Below are 24,565 nucleotides of genomic sequence, written 5' to 3'. Positions count from 1 at the left end.
ACAACATTGATGGAGGCAATTCAGATGAACACGTTAAGAAAACATTGGCAGGACTTGGGATTGATCATTGCATTCCTTGTATGTATTTATCTCATCTTGGATTGGGGAACACTTCCGCGCATTAACAGCATTTTGTGGTTAAGCTTTATTGCCATTCTCCTGCATCAATTTGAAGAATATCGATGGCCGGGTTACTTTGCAGGCTTGTTTAATAAAGTTCTGTTCCAAAGTAAGATACCTGAGAGATATCCGTTAAATCAGCAGTCAGCCATGATTATTAATCTGATTATCGCCTATGTGTTTTATTTACCGCCTGTATTCTTCCCTTCCATTGTATGGCTGGGTCTGGCACCTGTATTAATGGGTTTTTTTCAGATTATCTGGCATGGCATCTTCGCTAATATAAAGGCAAAAAGTATATATAATCCCGGATTATTTTCAGCGATATTTCTTCATTTGCCAATTGGAATCTGGTACATTAAAAGTGCCTATGAACAGAATATGTTAACACCAGCAAATTGGATGTGGAGCACCATTTATTTTGTTGTAGCTGTCTATGTTTTAATTGTTAAAGGCAATATATGGCTGAGAAACAAAAACTCTGTTCATCCTTTTTCACAGAAACAATTAGGATCTTATACTAAAAATTAAATCTACGACCAAATATAAATAAACGCATTGAGTCCATGGACTCGATGCGTTTTACATTTCTCTTTTGAAATGATTAAGTTTCTAAATCTTGAACTTTTCCGTGACTTCCTGCTCCTCTATCGCATTGAAAAGAAATGGAGCATTCCTTAAATATTCTCTGATACACGCTTGTGCATACGGCTGCTCATCTATTAATCCTGATGTTTCTCTAGGGTCGGAAGAGTGGTGGCTGTAATTCTCAATTATGCACATGATAAAGAAACTTTCCAGAACCTCAACATAATTTGATGGAAGTGTCCTTACACTTTCATAACCTCTGATGAACTCCCAACGTTGTGCTGGGTAAAGCCCTACTATTGTGTGTGCTATATCGTAAAGATAATACCCGTAGCCACATCGGCCAAAATCAATTGGATTAGGTTGTTCATCGTTGAAAACGATGTTACCAATATGTAAATCTCCGTGGATGATTCCGTAATGCTGTGGATTCTGATCCAAGTCTGCGAGTTGGGATAATATTTTACTGGATGCTTTCTGATATGTCTTCCATGCCTGATCGGATAAAAACCTTGTGTAATAACGTCTCAGTTTGGCCATATCCACTTTGAAACTTTCTTCGCCCCATGCGGGACGAGCGAAATCAACAGATGGCACAAAACGGGCTGTTGCTTCATGGAGATTTGCGGCCATAAAGCCCATACGGTATGCACAACGTTCATCAAGCTCATTTTCATCCATATGCTCTCCGTCTACCCAATTCATCATCGTGACATAAAAGTACATTCCTGCTTCTTCTGCCTCCATAAACAAAACATATGAACCATCGCGACTCACCACACCCTGAGGTACATGGAGTTCATCGGATGTGCCCAATGATTGAAGCAAAGTAAGTTCTGAACGAATAGTCTCTTTACTTAGCCGATTGGAATGAATGCGAAGCAAATAGCTTTTCGATGAAGTTGTATCGATTTTGTACGTGATGGTATCTGACACCTGAATAAAATGTACACAATCCCATGCTAATTCATACTGATCTAATGCCCTTCGACAAATACTTCTCGCCTGAACGAGCAAACTTTGAAGTTCTTCATGCGTCCCATTTTGAAAAAAAGTCATCATTGTCCTCCTCATTCATCATCCGAAAGCGAATCCAGATGTACAACGAATTATACAGAACAGACCATTGGAGGCGTATATAACAAACGATTATAAAACATCTTTTACACAGGAGGCTGTTCACGAAGGGCATTTCCAACACAAAAACCAGCTAATGTTTGTCAAGCATTTCAGGTTGGATGAGTTCTCTTTTCGTGTTATACTTTTTTCGACCAACACGAATAACCTCCACGGCCATGGAGGTTTTGGTTAAATATGGATTACGCTTGGTAGGGCTGCCCCTTCTGCAAGATGGCGAAAATGTGATGCAACAGCTTGTTCGCGCAAGCGATCACAACCACCTTGTAGGGCTTGCCCTCGTTTCTTTTTTTCTCGTAGTACGAATGGATTCTTGCATTTGCATTCTTCCGCATTCCGCATTGCACCGCTAAATACAGCGATCGTCTGAGCCTTTTAGAGCCTCGTTTCGTGATTCGTGTACTGGTCGCTGTGAACTTTCCTGAACTGAAAATCCCTGGGTCAAGGCCTGCAAACGCCACAAGTTGCTTCGCATCACTAAACTGTTTTACATCACCTAGTTCAGCTACAATAGCTGCCGCCAATTTCATTCCAATTCCCGGGATGCTTTTCACAAGTTCAACTTCGGGTAGGCTTGCCGCTATTTCCTCCATTTGCTTTTCGAGCCCCTCCAGTTGCCCGATTATTGTCAGCAATAACGTGACCATCCCGAGAAGAGCCTGGCTTTGAGACGGACTACGCCGAGTTTTTTTCCAGTCACACAGCATTTCCTCCAGTTTTCCGACTTTTTCAATCGCCCACTGCTGGGAACGAGATTTTCGTGTGCCTCCTTGAATAATTTCAATCCAATCCGCTGTACCTTCCTCTAAACAACGGGCTAGTATCGTCAATGACGTTACCGAAAACACATTCGAAAATAACCCTTCGTACCTCGGAAACACTTGCTCCAATAGGGCTCTACTGTTCAGTTTTGCCTGCACAAAGATTCCTGTAACGAATTCATGCTGCCGTGTCAAATGTTGCAACTCCGTATACGTCTCATCCCAGGTCCGGTGCGGCTTCACGTCGCCACGGTAGTACATCTCTGCCAGATGCCAAGCATCCAGTGCATCCGTTTTGACTTTGCGTAGCTGGGCTCCCTTGGCTCGTTTGGACTGCAACGGATTCACCATATAGTAGGTGTAGCCACTTCGTTCCAAGTACGAAACCAATGCGCGATGGTAATGCCCTGTCGCTTCCAGAACCACCACGGGCGCCAAGCCCGTTTCGGCCTGAAGCGTGTCTAGCATGACCGAGAAACGTTCGAATCCATTCTTTTCATGTATAATCTCTACTGCTTTGCCATACGGTTCATTTCTCTTCCTAAACGCTTGAACTACACTCGAACCTTTGGCAACATCCACACCGACAACAGGTTCCATGTCCTCACTCCTTATCTTTTGTTTCGCCGGTCCTTTTCCACGATGGTTCCAAACCCATAGCTTCGCTTGTTATACGGGGTCAACTGCCCCTACCAGCCCAAACATGGTCTTTTGGAGGTCGTGGGAGAACTGTTTTTGTTACGAGGTCCTAGCCCCTAAAGCCGCCACGTTCTCCCGGCTCCCCCCATCGTAAAACGACCACAAAAAAAGGCCAACCAGTAATTACTGGCTAACCTGATAATACGAAAAAGCCGCCATTTCAGGCGACTTTCCTCGTGAACAGAAAACAGATCTTAAGAGATTGGTAGATCCGTTTGAGTCAACTGGGCTGAAACTTCCCATAGACGACGGGCTTGCTCTGGGTCGATGGCATAGTCCTTGACTCCAAAGAAGGCTCCGTCCGCAGGAGCTGGCTCACTGATGTCACAATCCTCGCAATACACGCCACCTTTTCCATCAAGTTGCGGAGAGGTCGCTGCCCATACTTGCGTTGCTGCCCCTTGCTCAGGCGTTTTAAAGTTTGGATTAGCGACTTGACCAGACTCATCAATCCAGCCCAATGCCATCATTTCCTCTTTCGGCATATGTCGTTGCAACGGCGTCATGATTCCACCTGGATGTACAGAGAATGCACGCACTCCCTGATCCGCACCACGTCTATCCAGTTCGACGCTAAACAGAATGGTTGCTGTTTTGGACTGTCCATATGCAGGAAACTTTTCATAGCCGTTCTCAAACTGCATATCGTCCCAGCGAATTGGTGAAAAATGATGCCCAGTTGATGCAACGGATACAACTCGTGCTCCTCCATGGCTGACGAGTGCCGGCCATAATAAGTTAGTCAGTGTGAAATGTCCAAGGTGGTTCGTAGCAAATTGAGCTTCCCAACCCGGGCCTACGCGAGTCTCTGGACAAGCCATAATGCCCGCATTCAGGATCAACATGTCGATATTCCGGTTGCTTGCCAGAAAACGATCGGCAAAAGCACGGACACTAGGGAGATCTGCGAGGTCCAGTTCATCAATCTCTACACCATCTAGTCCTGCAAGAGCCTCTTTGGCGGTATCTGGCCGACGTGCGGTCACAACAACCTTGGCACCAGCACGAACGAGTGCGCGCGTAGTCTCCAGTCCCAATCCGGAATATCCACCCGTGACGATGGCAAGTTTTCCGGATAGATCCGTGTTACTCAATACTTCCGCAGCTGTTGTGCGATGGTTGAATCCGGAACCGATTTTATGTTGTAAGGTTTTTGAATTGTTATTCTGGGTCATTAAAATAAGCTCCTTTCAGATGTGTTTTCTTCAAGTTTACAGCTTAGAGTGTACTCTAAGTCAAATATGAACGAATTCCTCTACTCAATGAATGTCCCAAACCTTTACTAATACAAAAAAAGCCCGGTTCATCACCGGGCCTACAGTCAAAGTATAAGGTTGGTTGTATTTCTATTATGCATTGATATACTTCACCCATTGCTCATACAGTTCAGTCTCACTACATTGAAAGATCCCTTCGAAATCTTGAGGACTGCGGATCAGTTTGTTCAATGCATCTACTCCGTATCGCTCAACCACAAATTCCACCATCATATAAGAGAACTGAAAACCTTTCATCGTTTCAAAATCCCACGTATCGTTATTTAATTCATCAAAAGAAGGAATGGTCTGGTTGCGAATGCTATCTTCCGTCGAACCTTTAATGAAATCTCGGGACATCTGTTTCGCCTCATATCCACCAATGCCCTGTCTGATCCATTTGGGAGCTGCAGGATTAATATCGCTGATTAGCCACATGGCGAACAAGTGGACTGTACCTTTCAGAATGGATTGATACGTATGCTCCGGTCCCGGTTCCAATGGAGAGACAATTTTCAGAGTACGCCCTTCATATGTCCCCATAAACCAATTCGGGGCATCTGTTTCTCCGACTGCTTGATGGAACGTTGGCAAATCAGGATATATTTCAATAACTACCTTTTGTGATGGATGATGTTTATATTTGGTCGACACTTGTTCAACACTATTGTTGAGCTCATCGAACAAATCCTGATGCACTTTCTTCGTATGATCATTCGTATCTTGGTTATCACCTTTATTTACAATGGAAATCAGGTCTTGAATAGACATGATGGCAATATCCCCCCACTCTTTCAGTTCTTTTCTTAATTTCTCCAAAGCCCGGTACAGTCTGTTCTTTACTGCGCTTTCCCGTCGTCCAATTATCTTGGATATTTCGGGCAAGGTGCAGTCAACGAAAAAGCGTAATGCAATAATTTCCTGATCAATCTCATCCAGCTTTTGTAACGCAGAGCCAATATCAATTCGAATATCAACATGTTTCGTAAATTCAAGAGAGATCGATTGCGATTCATAATCTGTAAAATCATAAGGAGATTCTTTTTGTCTCGATAACCTGCGATATTCGTTCTTCACCGTGTTCTGAGCAATCTTAAAGATCCAGGTGAATAAATTTGAGCTCCCTTTAAAATTGTGAATATTTTCGACTGCTTTCAAAAATACCTGTTGGGTCAAATCATCTGCAACCACTGGATTCAATTTCAGTGAGAAGTATTTGCTGATTCGTTGACGATATTGCTCATACGTGTTCTCAAAGATGGTGATGCTGTCCTGTTCATCCGGATAAACAGGTTTCGTGTCATGAGCTCCTGACATGGTGGGGAACCTCCTCTTGATTTACATTTAATTAGACACCGGAGGAAGCAAAAAAGCCACGCATGAGAAAAAATAATTTTTGACTACCCACCTCTTTGATATGAATTCTGCTAACTTATGAAGTTGAAAAACAAACAAAGGCAGCCGATCACACTGACCGGCTACCTTTGTTCTTTATTGAAACATAAATTTTAATTCTTGCTTATTTCAGCGGGATGAAGCTTTTAATTGAGTCTGCATGAAGACCAGTTCCTCAGCCAATTTTTCCAGCCGACTTATTGCTTCAGTATCTTTAATGTTATTCTCAGCATCAAAATGATCACTATTCAGATATACGTAGCTTGGGGCAACATAGGAGCGGAAAAAGCCGGCAATCGGTTTTAATTGATTTTCCACTACCAAATAATGCTGATAGGTGCCCCCAGTTGCTATAAAACCCATTACTTTATTGTAAATGCTCTGCACAGGCAATAGGTCGAATACATTCTTTAGTACACCTGTCAGAGAGGATTGATAAATGGGTGTGCCGATCACGTAAAAGTCAGCATCAATCAATTTTTGAACAACCAACTGGGTGTCTTCATTATAATCCTCCAACTTGCGGCCATCACAAAATTCGATCCCTTTATAATCTCTTAGGTCTATGAGCTCCACTTCAATTTCGGGATGATTATTTTTCACGAATTGGAGCACAGCATCCACACCCACTGGTGTCTTTGATCCAATCAGTGACCCGGACAATCCGATTAATTTCACAACATTAACCTCCAATGATTTCTTCTTCATTATGAAACTATGCCATGGTTTCCAACGCACATTCCTTCATCACATGAAGCATTCTGCACTAAGGAGAACCAGAATATAGACGACAACACTTAGCTCACTGTTTATAGCAGCCTACTCCCCCAAAATAATGACTTCTGTCTCCAATTCAATATTAAATTGATCACGTACTGTTTTTTTAATTAATTTGATTAATTCCAAATAATCCTCAGCAGTGGCGTCATCTGCATTAATGATAAAACCTGCATGCTTCTTGGAAATTTCCGCTCCCCCAATGCGAGTGCCTTGTAACTTACACTCTTGAATGAGTTTTCCAACATACTGTCCCTCTGGACGTTTGAATACACTTCCGCAAGAGGGAAATTCAAGCGGTTGTTTGGATTCCCGTTTAAACGTTAAATCCTGCATGGTACTGGAGATAACATCCTTGTTCCCTGGTTTAAGCTTAAACTCGACTTCAAGTATGATGTATTGATCCGTTCGGAAGATGCTGTTTCGATAGCCAAGCTGCATGTCATCTCGGACCATGTTAAGCAACTCTCCATTTTTAGTAACCACTAGCGCTCGCTCAACGACCTCATCCATCTGACCACCGTAAGCTCCCGCATTCATATATAAAGCGCCACCTGTACTTCCGGGTATTCCACATGCAAACTCCAGACCTGTTAAGCTGTTATGCAAAGCAGTACGTGACACATCAATAATATTGGAACCGCTCTGCGCGACAATCTTGTCACCATAGACTTTAATCTGATCGAATTGACTCAGAGAGAGCGTTATTCCACGCACACCTTGATCTTTAATGATGACATTTGATCCTTTTCCAAGAACCGTCAGAGGTATTTGATGTGTTTTTGCAATGTTAACCGTGTTAACAATTTCTTCTTTCGTTGTAGGATGGATAAGTATGTCTGCTTTACCACCAAGTTTTATATACGTGTGGTCTTTTAATGGTTCATTCCATTTTAATTTTTCCAAAGGTATTTGATTTTCAAAAATATCCATGACATTCTCTCCCTGAGTTGAAAAGACATGATTACACGAGCGCCGAATAGAAAGCTCCTTCATTGTATGTTTAATATGAGATATTGGTTGATATTATTCCGTGATCCTGACAATTAATCACATTTTCTGACCTCACCACGATAATTCGCCATCCGGAAGCTGGCCCCGCATCCGCATGAAACTTTTGCATTAGGGTTATTCATGGTGAATCCCCCTAACATTCCACTTTCTTCGTAATCAATTTCCAGTCCATCAATATATGGAACCGTATTGGTGTGAACCAAAATACGAAACACACCTTTATCTAATAAGATATCCCCTTCTGCTTGCTGTTCATCTACGATTAGGGTATAGGATAGTCCACTGCATCCTCCCTCATCCACCCCTACCCGAAGGAAAGATTTCTGTGTATCCGCACTTGCCAGGATTTCAACGATTTTTTCTGCTGCTGCTTCACTGACCTGAATCATTGTTATACCTCCTTGGAGCGTATTTTTTGGCTAGCTTATTATATTTTGAAAGCAGCCCATTAAAATCTTAATGATTTCTTCAGGACTCGTATATGCATTAAAATAACGACAACCTGCTGATTGCAAATGAATAGGAATATCCATAAGTTCCAGCGATCCGCTGTACAATATCACTGGATATTTCTCGGGAAATTGTTCTATAAGCAGCTCGATATTGTCCACATTCATATCTATGATGATCACAGAATTATCCGGAAGTTGATCCATGTTACCGATCACATTACGAGTAACGTCCAATACATGTAAAGACGGCTCGGTTTGAATCAACAAACTTAAACTTTTAACAATGTGATGCGTATCGGATAGGATTAACACATGGTTCATTCAGAAAACCTCCGGATAAAATGATGGCAATCTCAGGATATTCCTTTGGGTTAATTCATGTTTGTAGTAAACCATTCCATCAAACAGGGTATGAAAGCAGCTAGAGCAGCCCCTTTGGGTGTAAGTTCATACATGATTTGTATGGGATGTGTTAGGACTTTTCTCTTCACCAACTGATCATTCTGAAGATCTTTTAATCGTTTGGAGAGGATCGTTTCTGAGATGGAAGGCACATGTTCGTAAATTTCGCTGAATTTTTTAGGACCTTGCGAAAGAGTACATAGGATATGGATCGTCCATTTCGTTCCGATAATACGATAGGCTGTGAAAAGTTTCTCGGTATCCGAAGTCAGCATCGCATGAACACACCTTCCTTGGCTTACCCCCGTTTATTTGTTTTTCAATCCCAACGATCGCAGCCCCATTTTTATTTGTCCTGTTTCTGGTGCAATCCGAGTACTGGCAATCAAGCTCAATACGATCAACACCAGATGAAAACCCAACGTTACGATTAATCCTGATTGCAATGACATCCCGCCAGCTTGACACACCACCAGGATGGAACCGCCGATCCCGATGACTACGCCTGGTGTAAACGAATCTGCAAATTGCAGATTTGCCGAAGTTTTGCCAACGCCGCCCTCTCCTGTTTGGGAAAACGCCACAACACCGCTAATCGGATGCGCTAATCCAATGCCTATTCCAGCTATGATCTGACCTATAACCGCTACAGTAACGGTCACAACAGGAACCCAAAATACGATGGTGATTCCGATGGCAAGCAGGAGTACACCAATAATAATTCGTGTATGACGTCCACGACCCTGATCTGCCGAGTCCCAAAGCCCTTGCAAATAAGCAATGACACACCAGCTCAGTGCAGCGCTTGCTACAATTAATCCGGCCTGAGAAGGTGTAATGCCTTTCACCTCAATTAAAGCCAATACCAAGAAATTTTGTGTACTGGTATAAGCAGCGAAGAACAGTCCACGCGTAGCGAGTATAGCGGGCATACCTCTTCGCAAAACAAGGGTTCCCGCCGGCAGCAGTTTGCGCAGTGGGTATACCATCAGTACTCCCCCGATGAGGACAATAACAAATCCAATAATTGACGGAAGCTTGCCAAGTCCCACTAATAAAGTCCCTGTACCTATCGTTAATAGCAGCGCCATCCATGTAGCGGCAGATCCATTCTCCCCTTGTACAGGCTGTGATTTTAACTTTGTAAACGCAGGTAAGCTAAGAAGTGCTGAAACCAACAGGATCGGTAGAATCCCCCAGAACACAAAGCGCCATGACCACTGATCTGCAATAAGGCCTGCAATGTATGGACCGAGCATGGACGGAAGAACATAGGCTGTACCGAATGCTCCCAGTATTTTGGCACGTAATTCGTCCGGATAACTTAAGGAAATGGCCGTGTATACGCAAGTCATCATAGCCCCGGCCCCCAAACCCTGCATGGCCCGTGAGGCGATCATGGTATACATATCTCCTGCAGTTGCGGCAGCGACCAGCCCAACAATAAACAAAAGAAGTGCTAGCGTAAAGGGTATTGCGGGTCCCCTCCTATCAATAATCCGACCAACAACCAAGGTTCCGATAATCTGTGCAAGCAGATATGTACTGAATATCCAGCCGAACAGGTTAAGACCGTTCAGGTCTCCAGCAATGGAAGGTGCAATCGTCGTTACCGACAAACCTTCAAATCCAACAGCCATCACTGACAATATAATTCCTATGGATAATGCAAAATAACGCGGACTGAAGATACTTTGAGAATGGGACGACATGATATGTGACCTCCAAGAGATTTTTATGTATACACCGTATCCGGATACTTAGTAAACATTATACTTTACAAAGTTTAAACTACAGTTCACTTTTGACTTTGTCAATGTTTTTGTTTAAAATGTATGAAATAATGAAGATCCAGTTGCTTAAAAAGGAGGTTCACCATGAGCCGGGATCAAACGAAAAAGGATGCCTCAACCAGTACCCGAAAAGCAATCATTAACCTGCTTAAGCATCAAGGTGGAATGGATGTGGTTGCACTCTCCTCCCAATTTGCGTTATCTGGCATGGCCATCAGGCAGCACTTAAATGCACTGAAAGAAGAAGGATTGGTTACTTTCGAAGAAGAGGCTCGTCCTATGGGCCGACCAACCAAACTATGGAGATTAACCCCCGCTGCTGATCGTTTTTTCCCTAGTGGCTATTCGGAGTTATCCGTCAGTCTGATCAATTCCATGAAAGAAGCTTTCGGAAATGAAGGGCTGGACAAGCTGCTCAGTGTGCGGAATAAAAACATGCAAGATCAATATCTTCAATACATTGGTGATGCATGCGGCGTGAAGGAAAGGCTTGAAAAACTTGCTGAAATTCGAACAAATGAAGGATATATGGCTGAGGTCAAGGATCAAGGCGATGGTAGCCTCTTATTTATAGAGAAGCATTGTCCAATCTGTGAAGCTGCAGCAGTATGTACCGGGTTATGTAAGAATGAATTGCATTTATTCAAAACAGTTCTTGGAGATCAAGTTCATATTGAACGGGGAGAGTATATTTTGGCTGGAGGAAGAAACTGCATATATACGGTTAGAGAACATCATTCGTGATTACCTTCGGTATAGATTCGCATGGAGGATGCAATCGTATTGGTAAACCAGTATATCGAGATATTCGTGAGGATATGATCAAATGCCGTGAAAACATTCAGTGAGCTTGTTATAAAATCAATCTCTGTATCAGATAACGAATTGGATTTGATTCATTAAGATTATCGATATTTGGAAACAAAAAAAGAACCTTGAGCTCAGCTCATGGTTCTTTTCGTTCAGTTGTATAGTAAGTTTAGAAGATGGTAGGCACCATTCCCCCATCCATACGAATTGGAGAACCTTTGAATGCCGATGCATAAGGACTGCATACAAATGTAGCCAATCTGCCTATCTCATTAGGCTTGATAAATCGTTGAATTTCGGATTGAGGCAGGTTTTTCCGCATAAAATCCTTCTCTTTTTCTAAAAAAGTCATCGATTCATCAGGGTAGATGCTCTCTATGATATGTTGCACATTTTCAGTGAGGGTTGGTCCCGGCATGATTGTATTGACGGTAACTTCTGTTCCTACCGTTAATTTCGATAAACTTTTGGACAACGATAATAACATGGATTTGGTCATGCAATACTGAGGCATTTGTCCTGAAGGCATGATGGCTTCTTCACTCGCAATAAAGATAATGCGGCCATAATTATTTTGCAACATTTTAGGCATATAAAATTTGGACAATGCATTTGCAACCAGCACATTCGTACGGAAGTATTTCTCCCAAATCTCATCGCTGATATCTTCATATTGCATCATTTCATATATCCCCATATTGTTCACCAGGATATCAATTTGGGGGTGTTTTTCAAATAAGGCTTCTCTTTGACCAATGTCCACCAGATCAACTGTAGCTTTTTGAGGTGAGGTAGCGGGAAAATCGGACTTTATTTCATGAACCGTGCGCTCAACCTCTGCATCATTTCGTCCATTGATGATTACATTAACCCCTTCTTGGGCAAGTTCAATCGCAATGGCTTTCCCTATCCCTTTCGTCGATCCTGTAACCAAAGCTGTTTTACCGTATAAACCCATATCCATATCACACTACTCCTTTTATTTTCTTGTAGCGGCAAGCTGATTCGTTTTCGTGTTAAAAACAGTCTTGTGCTCCGGATAGGATTTATATTACCTTGTCTACATTGTCCAGTAACTAGCGTGTTACGCCAAAGTTCTTGCATAACACGCCAAATGATACAAAGCACTTAATTAATGAAGAGTTGTTGATGCTGAGGGTCCTTCGGATCGTGAATTCGTGCCTAAATATTCCGTACGCCAATTCGTTGGCGTATCCCCTTCCCATGAACGAAAGGCACGATAGAACGAGTTCTGGTCCTCATATCCAATTAAGAAAGCCACTTCTTTAATGTCCAGTCTAGGGTCTGCCAAGTAGGCTCGTGCCTGCTCATGTCTGGCTTGTGTCAATAGATGCTTGAAACTTGTATTCTCTTCTGTAAGTCGGCGCTGCAAGGTCCGATCGCTCATACCCAATTCCTTGGCAACGACCTGAATGTCAGGGCGACCTCCTGTGAGACTGCGTTTCATAATCCATTTGACCATCTCTGTAATAGAACGACTGCCCTGCTGTTCATCCAGCGATCGGTCCAGGGCGGGAGTAAGGATCTCCAGTAACTCTTCGTTGTATGAAAGAAACGAACGGTCCAAATCTTTACGATGTAAGGTGAGCCGATTACATGTTGCACCAATTCGAATTGGGCAGCCAAAATAAGTCTCAAGGGTGTGAACATCGCCCATGGTATGCGAAAATTCGACAAGCCGAGCGGTCAAAGGTTGACCTGTTCCCCGGCGCCCAAGTTCGAGGAGAAATGCCAATGTGACTCCAACCAGCAATGACGGACCTGGTTGTTCGTTAGTTAACCATTCCAGTTCAATTGAACAATCATCGCCTTCCTCAGTAATACGTAAGCTTTCAGGGGGACAAAGTTGTTTGTACCGAGCCATTCGGTGTAATGCATCACGGTAGTCACGCGCATGATAGGTTGCTAATACACTTGGCGGGTATTTCCCTGTTTCAAAGACGGTTGCAAGCTTGATGATTGCTTCGGCCGTGTCACCGACGAGATCGGAATATGCCTGCCAGATCGCAAAATATTGAGCGGTCGTGACGGCTGGTTCAGTTATAATCGTGAGCGGCAGTTGTGCATTGCGGGCTACATCGTGGGCGGCAATCCCTAATTGATGCAAGCCTGTCCAAAACCCTGCCGGGAATTTAATACGCTCAGAGGTGTGGGATTTCATAAATACCTTCCTTCTGGGATTCTTTGCTCAATGATTCATCCACTGTACAGGGACTCTGATTCTTTTGCAATGTCTCCAATATTTTCTGGTCCCCAGAATAAAACAAGAAACCAATGCGGGAACGTTCCGCATTGGTTTCGAAGAAATTAGGTTTAGTGTTATTTCGATTGTTCAAGAAGACCAATAATAAGTGTAACTGCTTCAGCACGGGTAGCTGTCTGCATCGGAGCAAATCGATTGCCACCTACACCGCCCACCAGACCTGCTTCCACGGCAGAAGCTACATAGGATACTGCCCATGCCGGGACATCCTTTGCATCTTTGAAATCCAGCTTCGCATTGGCATTCATTTGGATTCCGCCAGCACGTGCAATCATGGTTACCATCTCTGCCCGGCTAAGCGTCTTGCCAGGGCCGAACGAGCCATTTTCGTAACCATTGACAATGCCAGCGGACGCAGCTGCTGTAATATACGGCTTCGCCCAAGAAGGAATCTTGTTATCATCCGTATAGTGAATACTCTCGCTTACGGTATTCAGATTCAGGGCACGGCCCAGCATCGTAATGAACTCGGCACGTGTGACTTTCTGATTCGGACGGAAGGTCTGATCCCCATAACCATTGACGAATCCAGCCGCCAGGGCTTTATCAATTGCAGATTTTGCCCAGTGTCCAGCTGTATCTTTCAACGCTGGCGCTGTGCCTCCGTTTCCGTTATTGCCTGATCCAGTATCCGGTTTGTTGCCGGAATCAGTTCCGCTACCACTACCGCTGTTCGAACCGTTTCCGGTTGTTGTATCGCCACCGGTTCCTGAAGAGCCATTACTGCTGCCGGAACCGTTACCTGAGCCTGAACCGGAGCCGGGATTCGATGTTCCCGGGTTGGACGTTCCCGGGTTGGACGTTCCTGGTCCCGGATTTGATGGTTCTGTCTTCTTCACAATACCGAACTGATCAATAATGAACGGGGCTGCTCCGTTCAGATTTTGGTCAATTTCATACGTTACAGCTGTCAGTTTGCTGCCGTCAATCGTAATGCCTACAAAATTCTGCACCTGACTGCGCATTGGTCGACGGTTGTCATTCGGATCAGGGCCATATTTGGCTGCATGATTCTCTTCTGCACGTTCAAAAAGATTGTAATAAGCATCACCAAGACTTGTGCTCGGATTTTTATAATACACTTTTGGACCAGCTGTTGCCGGAATCAGATAGATCGTGCCATCCGGATTCACAGAGTACTCGATTTTCTGTCCATTTTGCATCTCCGTGATCATTTCTGGCTGACGCGCTTTCCCCTGCTGATCAATCGGTTTTGTGCGGGCATAGATGTGATCATGTCCCTGGAGTACAAAATCGATGCCAAGCTCCGCCATGATCGGTGCAATCTTGGTACGTACACCGTTTGCTCCCATGATGTCCGAATCCGTTGCGTGATTTGACGTCGTGTACGGCCCTTTGTGAATGTTAACGATTATCCACTGGGATCCATTCTTCTTGGCAGCCTGAACATCTTTCTTCAGCCACTCGACTTGCTCTAAAGAGAAGTTGTCATACTCGTCCGAATCCTCATTGGAGTTCAACACAACAAAATGCGCATTGCTGTAATTATAAGAATAGTAAGCTCCCGTCTCCGTAGCGGAATTCACCGGTGACTGAATATTAAAATGATCGATAAATGCATAATTTTTGTCCTCGTGGTTCCCTGCGGACGGAACGATGGTTGTATTTAAGAGGCTTTCTTGCGAATGCCCTAGCAGCCAGTTCCACTGTTCCTCTTTCACTCCATTATCGACGATATCCCCGTTATGAACGACAAATTGTGCATCTGGTACTGTAGCCAATGCTTTGGCCAATGTCTCAGAGGATAGAATTGCCTCATCCTCTTCCTTCGCTTGTGTATCCGCCAGATCAATGAAAGTGAATTTTCCATTTTCCGGTGCTGTACGGAAGGTACCTGTCTCGCTCCATACTTGCTGAGAAGCATCGCCTACACGGAAATAATAGGTCTTATTAGCTTTCAGATCTGTCACTTCTGCTTTGTGCATCAGTTCTGTAGGAGCATTAGCAGGTTTTGCAGAGCGCCCTTGAACCAATTTGGCTTGCGTGAAATCAGGTGTTGCAGCTGTTTTCTCTACAACCTGAAGGTTGCTATTCGTTACTTGATCGGAAGTGTACCACGTGAAGCCTTTGCTCTTGGTAGGATCTCCATGGAACGTTACCGTTACCTTGTTTACCTGTTCTGGAACAGGAACTGTATCCGATTCCTTGATGATTCCGAACGTATCCACAATAAATGGCTCAGCATTATTTTTATTTTGGTCAATCTCATAGGTTATGGCGGACAGCTTCTCTCCATCAATGGTCAATGAAACGAAGTTCTGCACATGACCTCTGGCCAAACTTGTAGTGTCTCCATATTGCCGTGCGTGGTTTTCCTCCGCACGCTCGAACAAGCTGAAGTACGCTTCACCCAGCGCCGGTTTTACGTTTTTGAAATATACTTTGGCCCCGGCAGTAGCAGGAATCATATAAATGGTTCCATCCGGTCTAACCGCGTACTCGATGCTCTGCCCATTGAAGGTCTCCGTTATTTTGGACACTTCTTCAGCCGTGCCATCGCTCTTGATCGGTTTCGTCCGTGCATAGATATGGTCATGTCCCTGAAGGACCAGATCAATCCCCAGTTCGTTCATGAGCGGGGCGATTTTTTTTCGTTCCCCGTTTGCACCAATAATGTCGCTATCGGTAGCGTGATTCGATGTCGTGTATGGACCTTTATGAATGTTAACGATAATCCACTTGGCTCCTGCGGCTTTTGCTTCCGCTACATCCTGCTTCATCCATGCGACTTGCTCATTCGAGAAGTTGGCGTACTCCGTTGAATTCTCGTTGGAGTTCAATACGATAAAATGGGCTTTGCTGTAATTATAAGAATAATATGCGCCTGTTTCCGTTGCAGCACCGACTGGCTGCTTCACATTAAAATGCTCGTAGAACGCATAATTTTGATTCTCATGATTGCCAGCAGATGGTGCAATGGTCGTGTTCATGAGACTGACTTGCGAATGACCAAGCAGCCAATTCCATTCTTGTTCTGAAGTACCATTCTCTACAACGTCTCCGTTATGGACAACGAATTCAGCATTTGGAACCGTTGCGAGTGCTTTGGACAGAGTTGATCCGGACAGGATCGCCTCATCCTCTTCCTTCGCTTGTGTATCCGTCAGGTCGATAAAGGTAAACGCTCCGTCAACCGGAGCCGTTTTGAACGTTCCAACTTCACTCCATAGGCCCAGATCCTGATCACCAACACGGAAAGAATAAGAAGTGTCAGGGGAAAGGCCTGTCGCTTCCGCCTTATGCACCATTTCTCCAGGGGAGTTGGAAGCTACGGTTGCACGTCCACTGAAGCTTTGGGCCTGACTGAAGTCGGCAACGCCTCCCAGGTTCGGCACCACTTGAACAGTGCTCTGTGCAGATGCAAGAGGCGTATACCAAGTGAAGCCTTTGCTACTTGTTGCATCCCCATAGAAGGTAACCGTAACTTTGCTGATATCCAGCGATGGCGCGTTAGCCAAGGCTTTAAGTTCCATGTCAAAATACAGGTCCGAGCTGCTGTCGCTCTGTTGATGTACTTCGACCGCAATTTCGTTTGAGCCATCACGTAAATTGGCTTTCATCGGCGCAGTGAGGTCAATATCCTCATACATTACCGGCAAATCCTTACCAGAAGTTGCTTTGGTAGAGTACTCAATCTCGCCGTCCGGCATGCCAAAACGAATGACTTCCACACCATTCACATAGATCACTGCACCGTCATCAATACCGAATGTGCCGAGAATTTGACCATAATCGTCAATTCGGTCCTTGTTAACGGTAAGGTTTGTCCGAAAATAGGTTGTACGGGGTTTGAATTTTTTGTCCAGACCGTAACTGACTTCCGTTTGAAGAGGTCCAAAATAGGAAGTGCTTACGCCATTACCATTGTCTTTATAACCGAATGGAGCTAGTCCCGAATTCCAGGACGAATCATCGTATGAAGCACGCCAATCCGATTGCAGATCCTGTCCCTGATCGAAATAATTCCAATTGGCATTACGCTGTAATAGCATCTCAGGCTCCGACAATGATGCGGCTTGGGCTGAATTAACTCCCCCAAATCCCGCAAGCCATCCGAATACCAAAGCAATCGATAACAGGATGGATAACACTTTTTTGTAGAGGTGACTGATCATAATTCTCTCCTTTGTATGTATGATTGGTTGGCTTATGTAAATCCAAACAGGCCTAGCATAACAAGGGAAGATCAGCATCCGGTTAGCGGGAAGTAAAACTTATGTAAACTCTTACATTTATTAAACTTATAATTTCGATAACATTTCAAGTTAACATAATAATTAATATGGTTTTCACTCCTATTTAGATAAAATATACTCACTATTTTTAAAGTTTGATGAATTGGCTTTTAGGAAGTAGACTAATGAGGACAGACTATACAAAAGTTAACATGTTCTGGGAAAGGGGATTCGTAATGTCATCCAGTGTCATTGACATGCTGCAGCTTGAATACCAGCGTTTTTCAGCAAAAGAAAAGGAAATCGCTGATTATGTGATGCGCAATAAATCATCCATTAATAACATTAATATTAGGGATTTGGCTGCTTACACCAATGCCTCCATGTCGACCATTACTCGATTTTGTAAAAAAGTAGGTTGTTCTACATTTGTAGATTTTAAAATTCGGCTTAACCGTGAAGTGGATCAACCCCGCAATCAAACGGATTTCTTTATAAGAACACAGCAGATCCACAATGATATCATTAACGCAACCGCAGAAATGCTGGATACCGACAGGATTGAACAAGTGGTCCAGTACATAAAAAAAGCACGCAAAATCTATGTTTATGGTTTGGGAAGTTCAGGTTTATCTGCACTGGAGTTCAAATACAGACTAATGCGGATGGATATCGTCATTGATGCGGTGACGGATTCGCACATGATGATCATGAGCGCTTCCCTTTTGGGTGAAGATGATCTGGTCATTGGTTTATCCAATTCAGGACGAACACTGGAAGTCAGTGATGCATTAAATGCCGCCAAAAAAAGAGGAAGCAAAGTTGTTGGAATTACTAATTTTGATCACACACCGCTGTCTGAAGTCTCGGATTTATGCATTTTCACACCCGATATCGGGCGAACCGGAGATGTACACTTCATCAACAGCCAATTGGCTATCATTTACATCCTGGATGTGATTTCTCTTCTATTACTTGAAGATGAACATTTACTCCTTGCGCGGCAGCAAACGTTAAAAGCTCTTTATTCAGCTGAATAAACAAACAGCCAACTTGATTCGTTGGCTGTTTGTTTATTTCTCTTTTTTTATTGGACAGAAGGAGAAGACTGCTTCAATTTTGCAATTTCAGAGACAAAACGTTCCGTAATTTGTTGCGGGCGGGTAATGGCTCCTCCCACAACTACACAATAGACTCCAGCTTCCAGACACGTTGCCGCCATCTCCGGTGTCATGATATTCCCTTCCGCAACAACAGGCGTTTGTACGCTAGATAAAATTTCCCTCAAGGCTGCAAATTGATTATCGTACAGTTTAAGCCCTGCTGTCTCCTCTGTATATCCAACCAATGTAGAAGAGATCAGGTCAAAACCAAGTCGTTCTGCATTAATGGCTTCCTCTTTGGTTGAAATATCCCCCATTAATAGAAGTTGAGGATGTTTGGTGCGGATTTCCTTTACGAATTCATCCAGTGTTTTACCGTCCGGTCGCGCACGCAAAGTGGCATCAATTGCAACAATCTCTGCATGAACCTCGGCAAGCTCATCCACTTCCAAGATCGTTGGAGTAATGAATACCGGATTGGTTCCGTAGTTTCTTTTTACAATACCTATGACGGGAAGATCAACTTGCTCCTTGATCTCTTTCACATCTGCCGCCGTATTCGCACGAATACCGATGGCTCCCCCCTCTTTTGCTGCGACTGCCATGCGTCCCATGATCAGCGAACTATGAAGTGGCTCATGCTCCAAAGCCTGACATGATACAACGAGACCACCTTGTAAACCTAAGTTATCTAATTTATCTAAATTCATTGCAATTACTCCGTTTCCATAATTTCTTCGATTTCATTTTTGATCACCGTAACCTGAGGGCCATAAATAACCTGCACTCCGTTACCGACAAGTACTACCCCTTTGGCTCCTGTAGCTGTAAGCGCATCCTTTTGAACTTTCTCGATATCCTTCACAGATACGCGAAGCCGTGTTGCACAGCAATCCAATTCATTAATGTTGTCTGCACCGCCAAGTCCATTCAGGATAGCAATGGAGCGTTCTTCACCCTTCGCTGATGCGGGTGTACTGGAGGGCTGACTTTGCGTTTTGGTGTCTGGCTCCGATGTTACCTCTTCCTCACGTCCCGAAGTTTTTAAATTGAGCTTCACGATCAAGATTCGGAAGGTGAAGTAATAAAGGCAGAACCAGACCACACCGATGATGGGAACGATAATCCAGTTCGTTTTGGCATTACCCTGAAGTACCCCGAATAAGATAAAGTCGATTAAACCACCTGAAAAAGTCTGACCGATGGTAATCTCAAAAATATGTGAAAGCATAAATGCCAAACCATCAAATACGGCGTGAATGACATACAGGATTGGAGCAACAAACAGAAATGAGAATTCCAGAGGCTCCGTAATTCCTGTCAGGAACGAAGTGAGCGCCGCAGACAACATCAATCCGCCAACCACTTTCTTACGTTCTGGCTTGGCCGTGTGATAAATAGCGAGCGCCGCACCGAGCAGACCAAACATCATCGTGATGAAACGACCTGACATAAATCGGGATGTACCCGAGAAGAATTTCTCGGTTGCAGGATCTCCCAGTTGAGCAAAGAAAATATTCTGTGTCCCTTCGTAAACTTTTCCCGCAACTTCCATTGTTCCGCCAACTCCCGTCTGCCAGAAAGGCAGATAAAAGATGTGGTGCAACCCAAGTGGACCCAGCATCCGTAAAATAAATCCGTACAACAATGTTCCGATATACCCAGTTCTATCGACCAAACCTCCAAGCTGCGTTATGCCAAGCTGGATCGTTGGCCAGATCAGGAACAAAGCAATACCAATAAAGATGGCCGCAAAAGATGAAACGATAGGAATGAAACGTGAACCTCCAAAGAATCCTAAGAATTGAGGAAGTTCTATTTTGTTGTACCGATTATGAAGCCATGCGGTAACCAATCCGACAACGATCCCTCCGAGTACACCGGTTTGCAAGGTCTGGATTCCAAGTACCATACCTTGACCGGCACTAGCCAAATGATCTGCCGCAAGTTTACCCGAATTGACAAGCATCGCATTGATCGATGCATTCATGACCAGATAGGCAAGTCCAGCTGCCAAACCCGCTGTACCTTTGTCCGCCCTGGCGAGTCCGACGGCTACACCAATGGCAAAGATCAAAGCCAGATTATCAAATACAATACTTCCTGCACTGCTCATCACCGTAAACACTTGCTGCAGCCACGTGATCTGCAAAAATGGATACGAGTTAATCGTATTGGCGTTGGACAAGGCCCCTCCAATCCCCAGTAATAGACCCGCCGCTGGTAAAACAGCAATAGGAAGCATGAACGATTTACCAAACTTCTGAGCCTTCTCAAAATATTGTTTCACAGTGATCCACCTCTCTAAAACTATTTTCATTTACATAATAATTATGAAAATGGTTTTCGTCAATACAATTTTAAATCGCTTTCATTACGTGTGAGGTCTAATCATTTGAGGAATAACCCGGTTCAAATATAATTATTTCCAGCACATCAAAGCTCAGTCATGTTGGTTCAATGCAAAAAAAGCCGACAGTATGGCGACTTTATTGCGTTCATATTCTTCCCCGGCGAATCCAAAACCTAAACCTGAATCGTGTATTATTTTAAATTTTAGTTACAAGTTTTACCTGCCCATTTATGCCTGAAGGTAGTGATGACTTTCCGTAAATATTCTCCAGTGTATTGGCCACATGAATGTCGATTACATTATTACCTCGCACCATGTAAGGTGTGACGTTCCAATGGTAGGGTGGCCATAACCGGATGCCAACTCTCTCCCCATTCACATACAGGCAAGCCGTCTCTCTAATCTCTTCCGCTTCCAGCCAAATTTCATTTTCCGGACTCAAGCTGACATCAGACAAATCCACTTGCTGCGAGTACACTCCCGCTCCTGAATAGAAAGGATAACCTTCAACATTCCAAACCCCGGTCATTTGTTCAGGTTCAACGGTTAATGTAGTCTGATTTTGTATAGCAAATGAACCAATCAGATAAGCAGGAAAGGAAATGGCCGGCATAGGTTCCAGCAATGAAACCGTGAGAACTTCAAGCACATTCTCGCCTATCACCAGATGTTGGGTAATATCCACACCAGCGTAATGAGTATCTTGCCACAGTGAAGGCCGAAGTGCTTTCATCCGCACTCCATTCACAAAGATTTCAACATTACGTCTGCGTTGGAGGAAGCCAATATGGGATGGGATTTTTTGCTCGATATCGTCAAGGATTAGCTCAATCGTGAAGATCTGCTCATTTCCAGATTCGTTTAAATGAACTGCATCTTGCTGTGACTTCATAAGCTCGATCCATTCTTCAGTTACGACAAATGTTGTCCGGTACGTGTTGACTTGGCCTGGCATTGTTGCATTCATTCTGGACTGGCGGTCATTCAATGTAACCTGCCATTGATCCAATACAAGTACATTGGGTTCGAGAGTCTGAAACTGCCAATGATCACCCAGTACCCACACATCGGCGGCATCTTGCACTTTATGATTTATAGGCTCTTGCGCGTTGGGAAGAGTCGTCTCTTCCGTAAAAAGTGAATCAGGTACATGATCCTGTCTAACGGATAGAACCCGGAGCTCACCCGGTACAAATGTTAGAACAGCATCATCTCTCAACTGATTCATGCTCCCGTTTTCCAAGTTCCATTCTTCCATCTGTTCTTCAATGTGTTCTTTTACAGGGTTCTGATGGAGTTGAATAGTCACGGGCTGCTCCGACCAGTTCATCAGCCATATATGCACATGATCTTCAAATTTGCGTTCGATGGTAATGAGATCCTCGGTGTTTCCTTCGATCTGTTTCCAGGCAATCGCCGGGGATGATGTCGTTAACTCTCTTAACCGAACACAAAAGTTCATAAGTGTGTCGTTATGAGCGGTGTTTTTCATGGAATAGAATAAGCTGTACCCTTTGCCAATCGCTTGTAATTTCCCATACTGATGATCGGAGCCATATAGTTCGTTCATATACTTCCGTAATTCCGGATCTTGGCGCTGTCGCTCACTATCACAAGGAATTGCCCCCACCGCAATAAGCGTTCCACCGCGGTTTACAAAGGTAACAAGCTGTTTTGCGATGTCTATCGACATGACCGTAATTTCTGGCAATATCAAAATCGAATATTCATTTCGTTCTCCGTTAAACTGATATCCTCCAGCATCAGTAATCTTGGCCTCTCTGAGCTGACACTCATCCACATAATCGTAATCAATAGAGCTGCGCAGCATGCGGTCTGACAATAACGAAAACAGTTGATCCGCAGCTGGATGCTGGTTCGATTCACCGGATAAAAACATATGCTCATATACCGTTTGGATGGGTGATAACAGAAGTACTTCAGGTGTACGCTTCGTGAAAGTACCCAGTACACTCAACCGACCAAGATAATCGGCAAAAGTCCGATAATGCGGCCAATGCGGTGCATGCTTGAATTCGGTAGGTGGAAAGTCTGTTTTCCGATACCCTGCAAATGAATAGTAGAATGCATGCGGGATAAACAGATTAACACCCAGAAATGCCATAAAATTGGCATCAAGCCGCCTTTGTCGCATGGCATAAGCATGACCGCTTGCACCAAATGACTCGCAAATAACTCTTTTTTTCCCGTCCAACTGTGCGACAGACGCGGCCGTCTTTACGGATACGATTCGATGTGGATTCTCCTTTGTACCTATCCCATGTGTCAGGTAGTCCACACCCGCATAATGGAACTGCTGTAATACGCGGGTTTGATTACCCTGTGACCGAGCCTGCCCCCAGACGGGTTCTTCCAGCGTATGGCCGATGTACAGCAAGCTGTGTGATTCACACCACGAACGAATAGCTTCATGATAACCTTCTACATACCAACGGGTAATCGTATCATAATAGTCCTGCCTCGCAGACCTGCTGCCGTCAGCCATACCATATAACAACGCGCCTAATCTTGGAATCAGATCATATCCGTTCTCCTGTTGATAGCGCTCCACCATCCCATGGGTCCAAGCGAACACAATACCCGGAAGAGTGGCATTCACATCCTGAACCGACGTTCGGATGGCTTCGACTCCGAAAAAACCGTCGTGGATCATGAGCCCAGGTTCATCCGTGAATACACCTTGAATGGTCACGCCGAAATGAGGCTGAAATTGCTGAAAGGGCTCGTATGCCGATTGAATGAAAGCCTGCACGGCTTCCGGGTTCAACGTGTCCAGATAATACCCTTCTGCAAACGTGATCCCTTCAGCAATTTCACAGGACCAACAGGCAAGTATAATATAATCTTCGTCGGTTTCAGGCTTCCATTTCTGTCCGCATAACGCTGTAATAACCTCAGGTTGATCATATATCAGCCATTCCCCTTCTTGCTGGATGGCACGATAAGCGAGAATTGCGATCAGTTCATTGTTAGCGTAGGAGGCAAAATCGAGAGATAACATTTCCTGCTGTGCATCGTGTAAATATCTTCGTTCCTCAACCCTCAAATATCTCATCCGATATTCGGGATACTGCCTCGTCAGCTTACCTCCCAGTGTTCCGCTCGGCCAATTGTCCTCATCATAGAGCCAGGCAACCATATCGCGCTTCTGGCACTCTTTTGTGCAGAAATCCAGCGTTTCCATGAACTCCTCTGACAGGTACGAGGCCTGCATCCCGTGACGCGCATGCAATACAACGCCGCCAACACCGGCTTCAACCATGGATTGAATTTGGTTTTCCAGCTCTGGCTTGGTAAAACTGTGGTTCAAAAACCAAAAGGGCTGTGGACGATACGTTGCCTCAGGATTCTTGAACTGCTGTTGTAATGCATGAATATCCGTAATTTTCGTTTCCACCTTCATC

The 24,565-nt window shown here is 44.2% G+C and carries 19 protein-coding genes; 3 read left to right on the top strand and 16 right to left on the bottom strand.

Going from position 1 to position 24,565, the window contains the following annotated elements; translation table 11 throughout:
• Positions 1–24: 24 nt before the first annotated feature.
• Positions 25–651 carry an HXXEE domain-containing protein gene (locus RS891_RS15100; RefSeq protein WP_315795902.1) on the top strand — a complete coding sequence of 209 codons (627 nt, stop codon included), beginning with the start codon at positions 25–27 and terminating at the stop codon, positions 649–651.
• Positions 652–732: 81 nt separating this feature from the next.
• Here the strand turns inward: RS891_RS15100 and RS891_RS15095 are convergent, their stop codons facing one another.
• From RS891_RS15095 to RS891_RS15055, 10 genes are all read right to left on the bottom strand, one after another.
• Positions 733–1,770, bottom strand: a complete 1,038-nt coding sequence (locus RS891_RS15095) for a phosphotransferase enzyme family protein (RefSeq protein WP_315795900.1) — start codon at positions 1,768–1,770, stop codon at positions 733–735.
• A gap of 257 nt (positions 1,771–2,027) precedes the next feature.
• On the bottom strand, positions 2,028–3,206 hold the full coding sequence (locus RS891_RS15090) for an IS110 family RNA-guided transposase (RefSeq protein WP_315792330.1): 1,179 nt from the start codon (positions 3,204–3,206) through the stop codon (positions 2,028–2,030).
• 293 nt (positions 3,207–3,499) lie between these two features.
• On the bottom strand, positions 3,500–4,480 hold the full coding sequence (locus RS891_RS15085) for an SDR family NAD(P)-dependent oxidoreductase (protein WP_315795898.1): 981 nt from the start codon (positions 4,478–4,480) through the stop codon (positions 3,500–3,502).
• Between the two features lie 174 nt (positions 4,481–4,654).
• Positions 4,655–5,878 carry an RNA polymerase sigma factor gene (locus tag RS891_RS15080; protein WP_315795896.1) on the bottom strand — a complete coding sequence of 408 codons (1,224 nt, stop codon included), beginning with the start codon at positions 5,876–5,878 and terminating at the stop codon, positions 4,655–4,657.
• Between the two features lie 207 nt (positions 5,879–6,085).
• Positions 6,086–6,634, bottom strand: a complete 549-nt coding sequence (locus RS891_RS15075; RefSeq protein ID WP_113054805.1) for an NADPH-dependent FMN reductase — start codon at positions 6,632–6,634, stop codon at positions 6,086–6,088.
• 141 nt (positions 6,635–6,775) lie between these two features.
• Positions 6,776–7,666, bottom strand: a complete 891-nt coding sequence (gene murB / locus RS891_RS15070; protein ID WP_315795893.1) for a UDP-N-acetylmuramate dehydrogenase — start codon at positions 7,664–7,666, stop codon at positions 6,776–6,778.
• 113 nt (positions 7,667–7,779) lie between these two features.
• Positions 7,780–8,136, bottom strand: a complete 357-nt coding sequence (locus RS891_RS15065; RefSeq protein WP_113054807.1) for a HesB/IscA family protein — start codon at positions 8,134–8,136, stop codon at positions 7,780–7,782.
• 30 nt (positions 8,137–8,166) lie between these two features.
• Positions 8,167–8,520, bottom strand: coding sequence for a hypothetical protein (locus RS891_RS15060; RefSeq protein WP_315795890.1), 354 nt, complete (start codon positions 8,518–8,520; stop codon positions 8,167–8,169).
• Between the two features lie 50 nt (positions 8,521–8,570).
• Positions 8,571–8,876 (bottom strand): winged helix-turn-helix transcriptional regulator, encoded by a 306-nt coding sequence (locus tag RS891_RS31665; protein ID WP_113054809.1) that lies wholly within the window; start codon positions 8,874–8,876, stop codon positions 8,571–8,573.
• Positions 8,877–8,909: 33 nt separating this feature from the next.
• Entirely contained in the window at positions 8,910–10,313 is a 1,404-nt protein-coding gene (locus tag RS891_RS15055; protein WP_315795888.1) for an MFS transporter, read from the bottom strand.
• Positions 10,314–10,478: 165 nt separating this feature from the next.
• On the opposite strand from RS891_RS15055, the gene RS891_RS15050 reads away from it, so the two are divergent.
• Complete coding sequence (locus RS891_RS15050; RefSeq protein WP_113054810.1) at positions 10,479–11,138, top strand: helix-turn-helix transcriptional regulator; 660 nt, start codon at positions 10,479–10,481, stop codon at positions 11,136–11,138.
• Positions 11,139–11,373: 235 nt separating this feature from the next.
• Here the strand turns inward: RS891_RS15050 and RS891_RS15045 are convergent, their stop codons facing one another.
• The 3 genes from RS891_RS15045 to RS891_RS15035 form a co-directional block, all read right to left on the bottom strand.
• A complete protein-coding gene (locus RS891_RS15045; protein ID WP_315795885.1) occupies positions 11,374–12,168 on the bottom strand; it encodes an SDR family NAD(P)-dependent oxidoreductase in 795 nt (264 codons plus the stop codon).
• Positions 12,169–12,336: 168 nt separating this feature from the next.
• Positions 12,337–13,386 (bottom strand): helix-turn-helix transcriptional regulator, encoded by a 1,050-nt coding sequence (locus RS891_RS15040; RefSeq protein WP_315795883.1) that lies wholly within the window; start codon positions 13,384–13,386, stop codon positions 12,337–12,339.
• 158 nt (positions 13,387–13,544) lie between these two features.
• Positions 13,545–17,624 (bottom strand): S-layer homology domain-containing protein, encoded by a 4,080-nt coding sequence (locus RS891_RS15035; RefSeq protein ID WP_315795882.1) that lies wholly within the window; start codon positions 17,622–17,624, stop codon positions 13,545–13,547.
• Positions 17,625–17,920: 296 nt separating this feature from the next.
• Between RS891_RS15035 and RS891_RS15030 the strand changes: the two genes are divergently transcribed.
• Entirely contained in the window at positions 17,921–18,724 is an 804-nt protein-coding gene (locus tag RS891_RS15030; protein ID WP_315795880.1) for a MurR/RpiR family transcriptional regulator, read from the top strand.
• Positions 18,725–18,771: 47 nt separating this feature from the next.
• Here RS891_RS15030 and RS891_RS15025 read toward each other — a convergent pair whose 3' ends face one another.
• The 3 genes from RS891_RS15025 to RS891_RS15015 form a co-directional block, all read right to left on the bottom strand.
• Positions 18,772–19,497: an N-acetylmannosamine-6-phosphate 2-epimerase gene (locus tag RS891_RS15025; protein WP_315795878.1), complete on the bottom strand. Its 726-nt coding sequence runs from the start codon at positions 19,495–19,497 to the stop codon at positions 18,772–18,774.
• A 5-nt stretch (positions 19,498–19,502) separates the two neighbouring features.
• A complete protein-coding gene (gene ptsG, locus RS891_RS15020; RefSeq protein ID WP_315795876.1) occupies positions 19,503–21,077 on the bottom strand; it encodes a glucose-specific PTS transporter subunit IIBC in 1,575 nt (524 codons plus the stop codon).
• A gap of 259 nt (positions 21,078–21,336) precedes the next feature.
• Entirely contained in the window at positions 21,337–24,564 is a 3,228-nt protein-coding gene (locus RS891_RS15015; protein ID WP_315795875.1) for a glycosyl hydrolase, read from the bottom strand.
• Between the last annotated feature and the right edge of the window lies 1 nt (position 24,565).

The organism is Paenibacillus sp. BIC5C1 (genome assembly GCF_032399705.1).
Classification (GTDB): domain Bacteria; phylum Bacillota; class Bacilli; order Paenibacillales; family Paenibacillaceae; genus Paenibacillus; species Paenibacillus taichungensis_A.
This window is presented reverse-complemented; position numbering and strand designations above follow the sequence as displayed.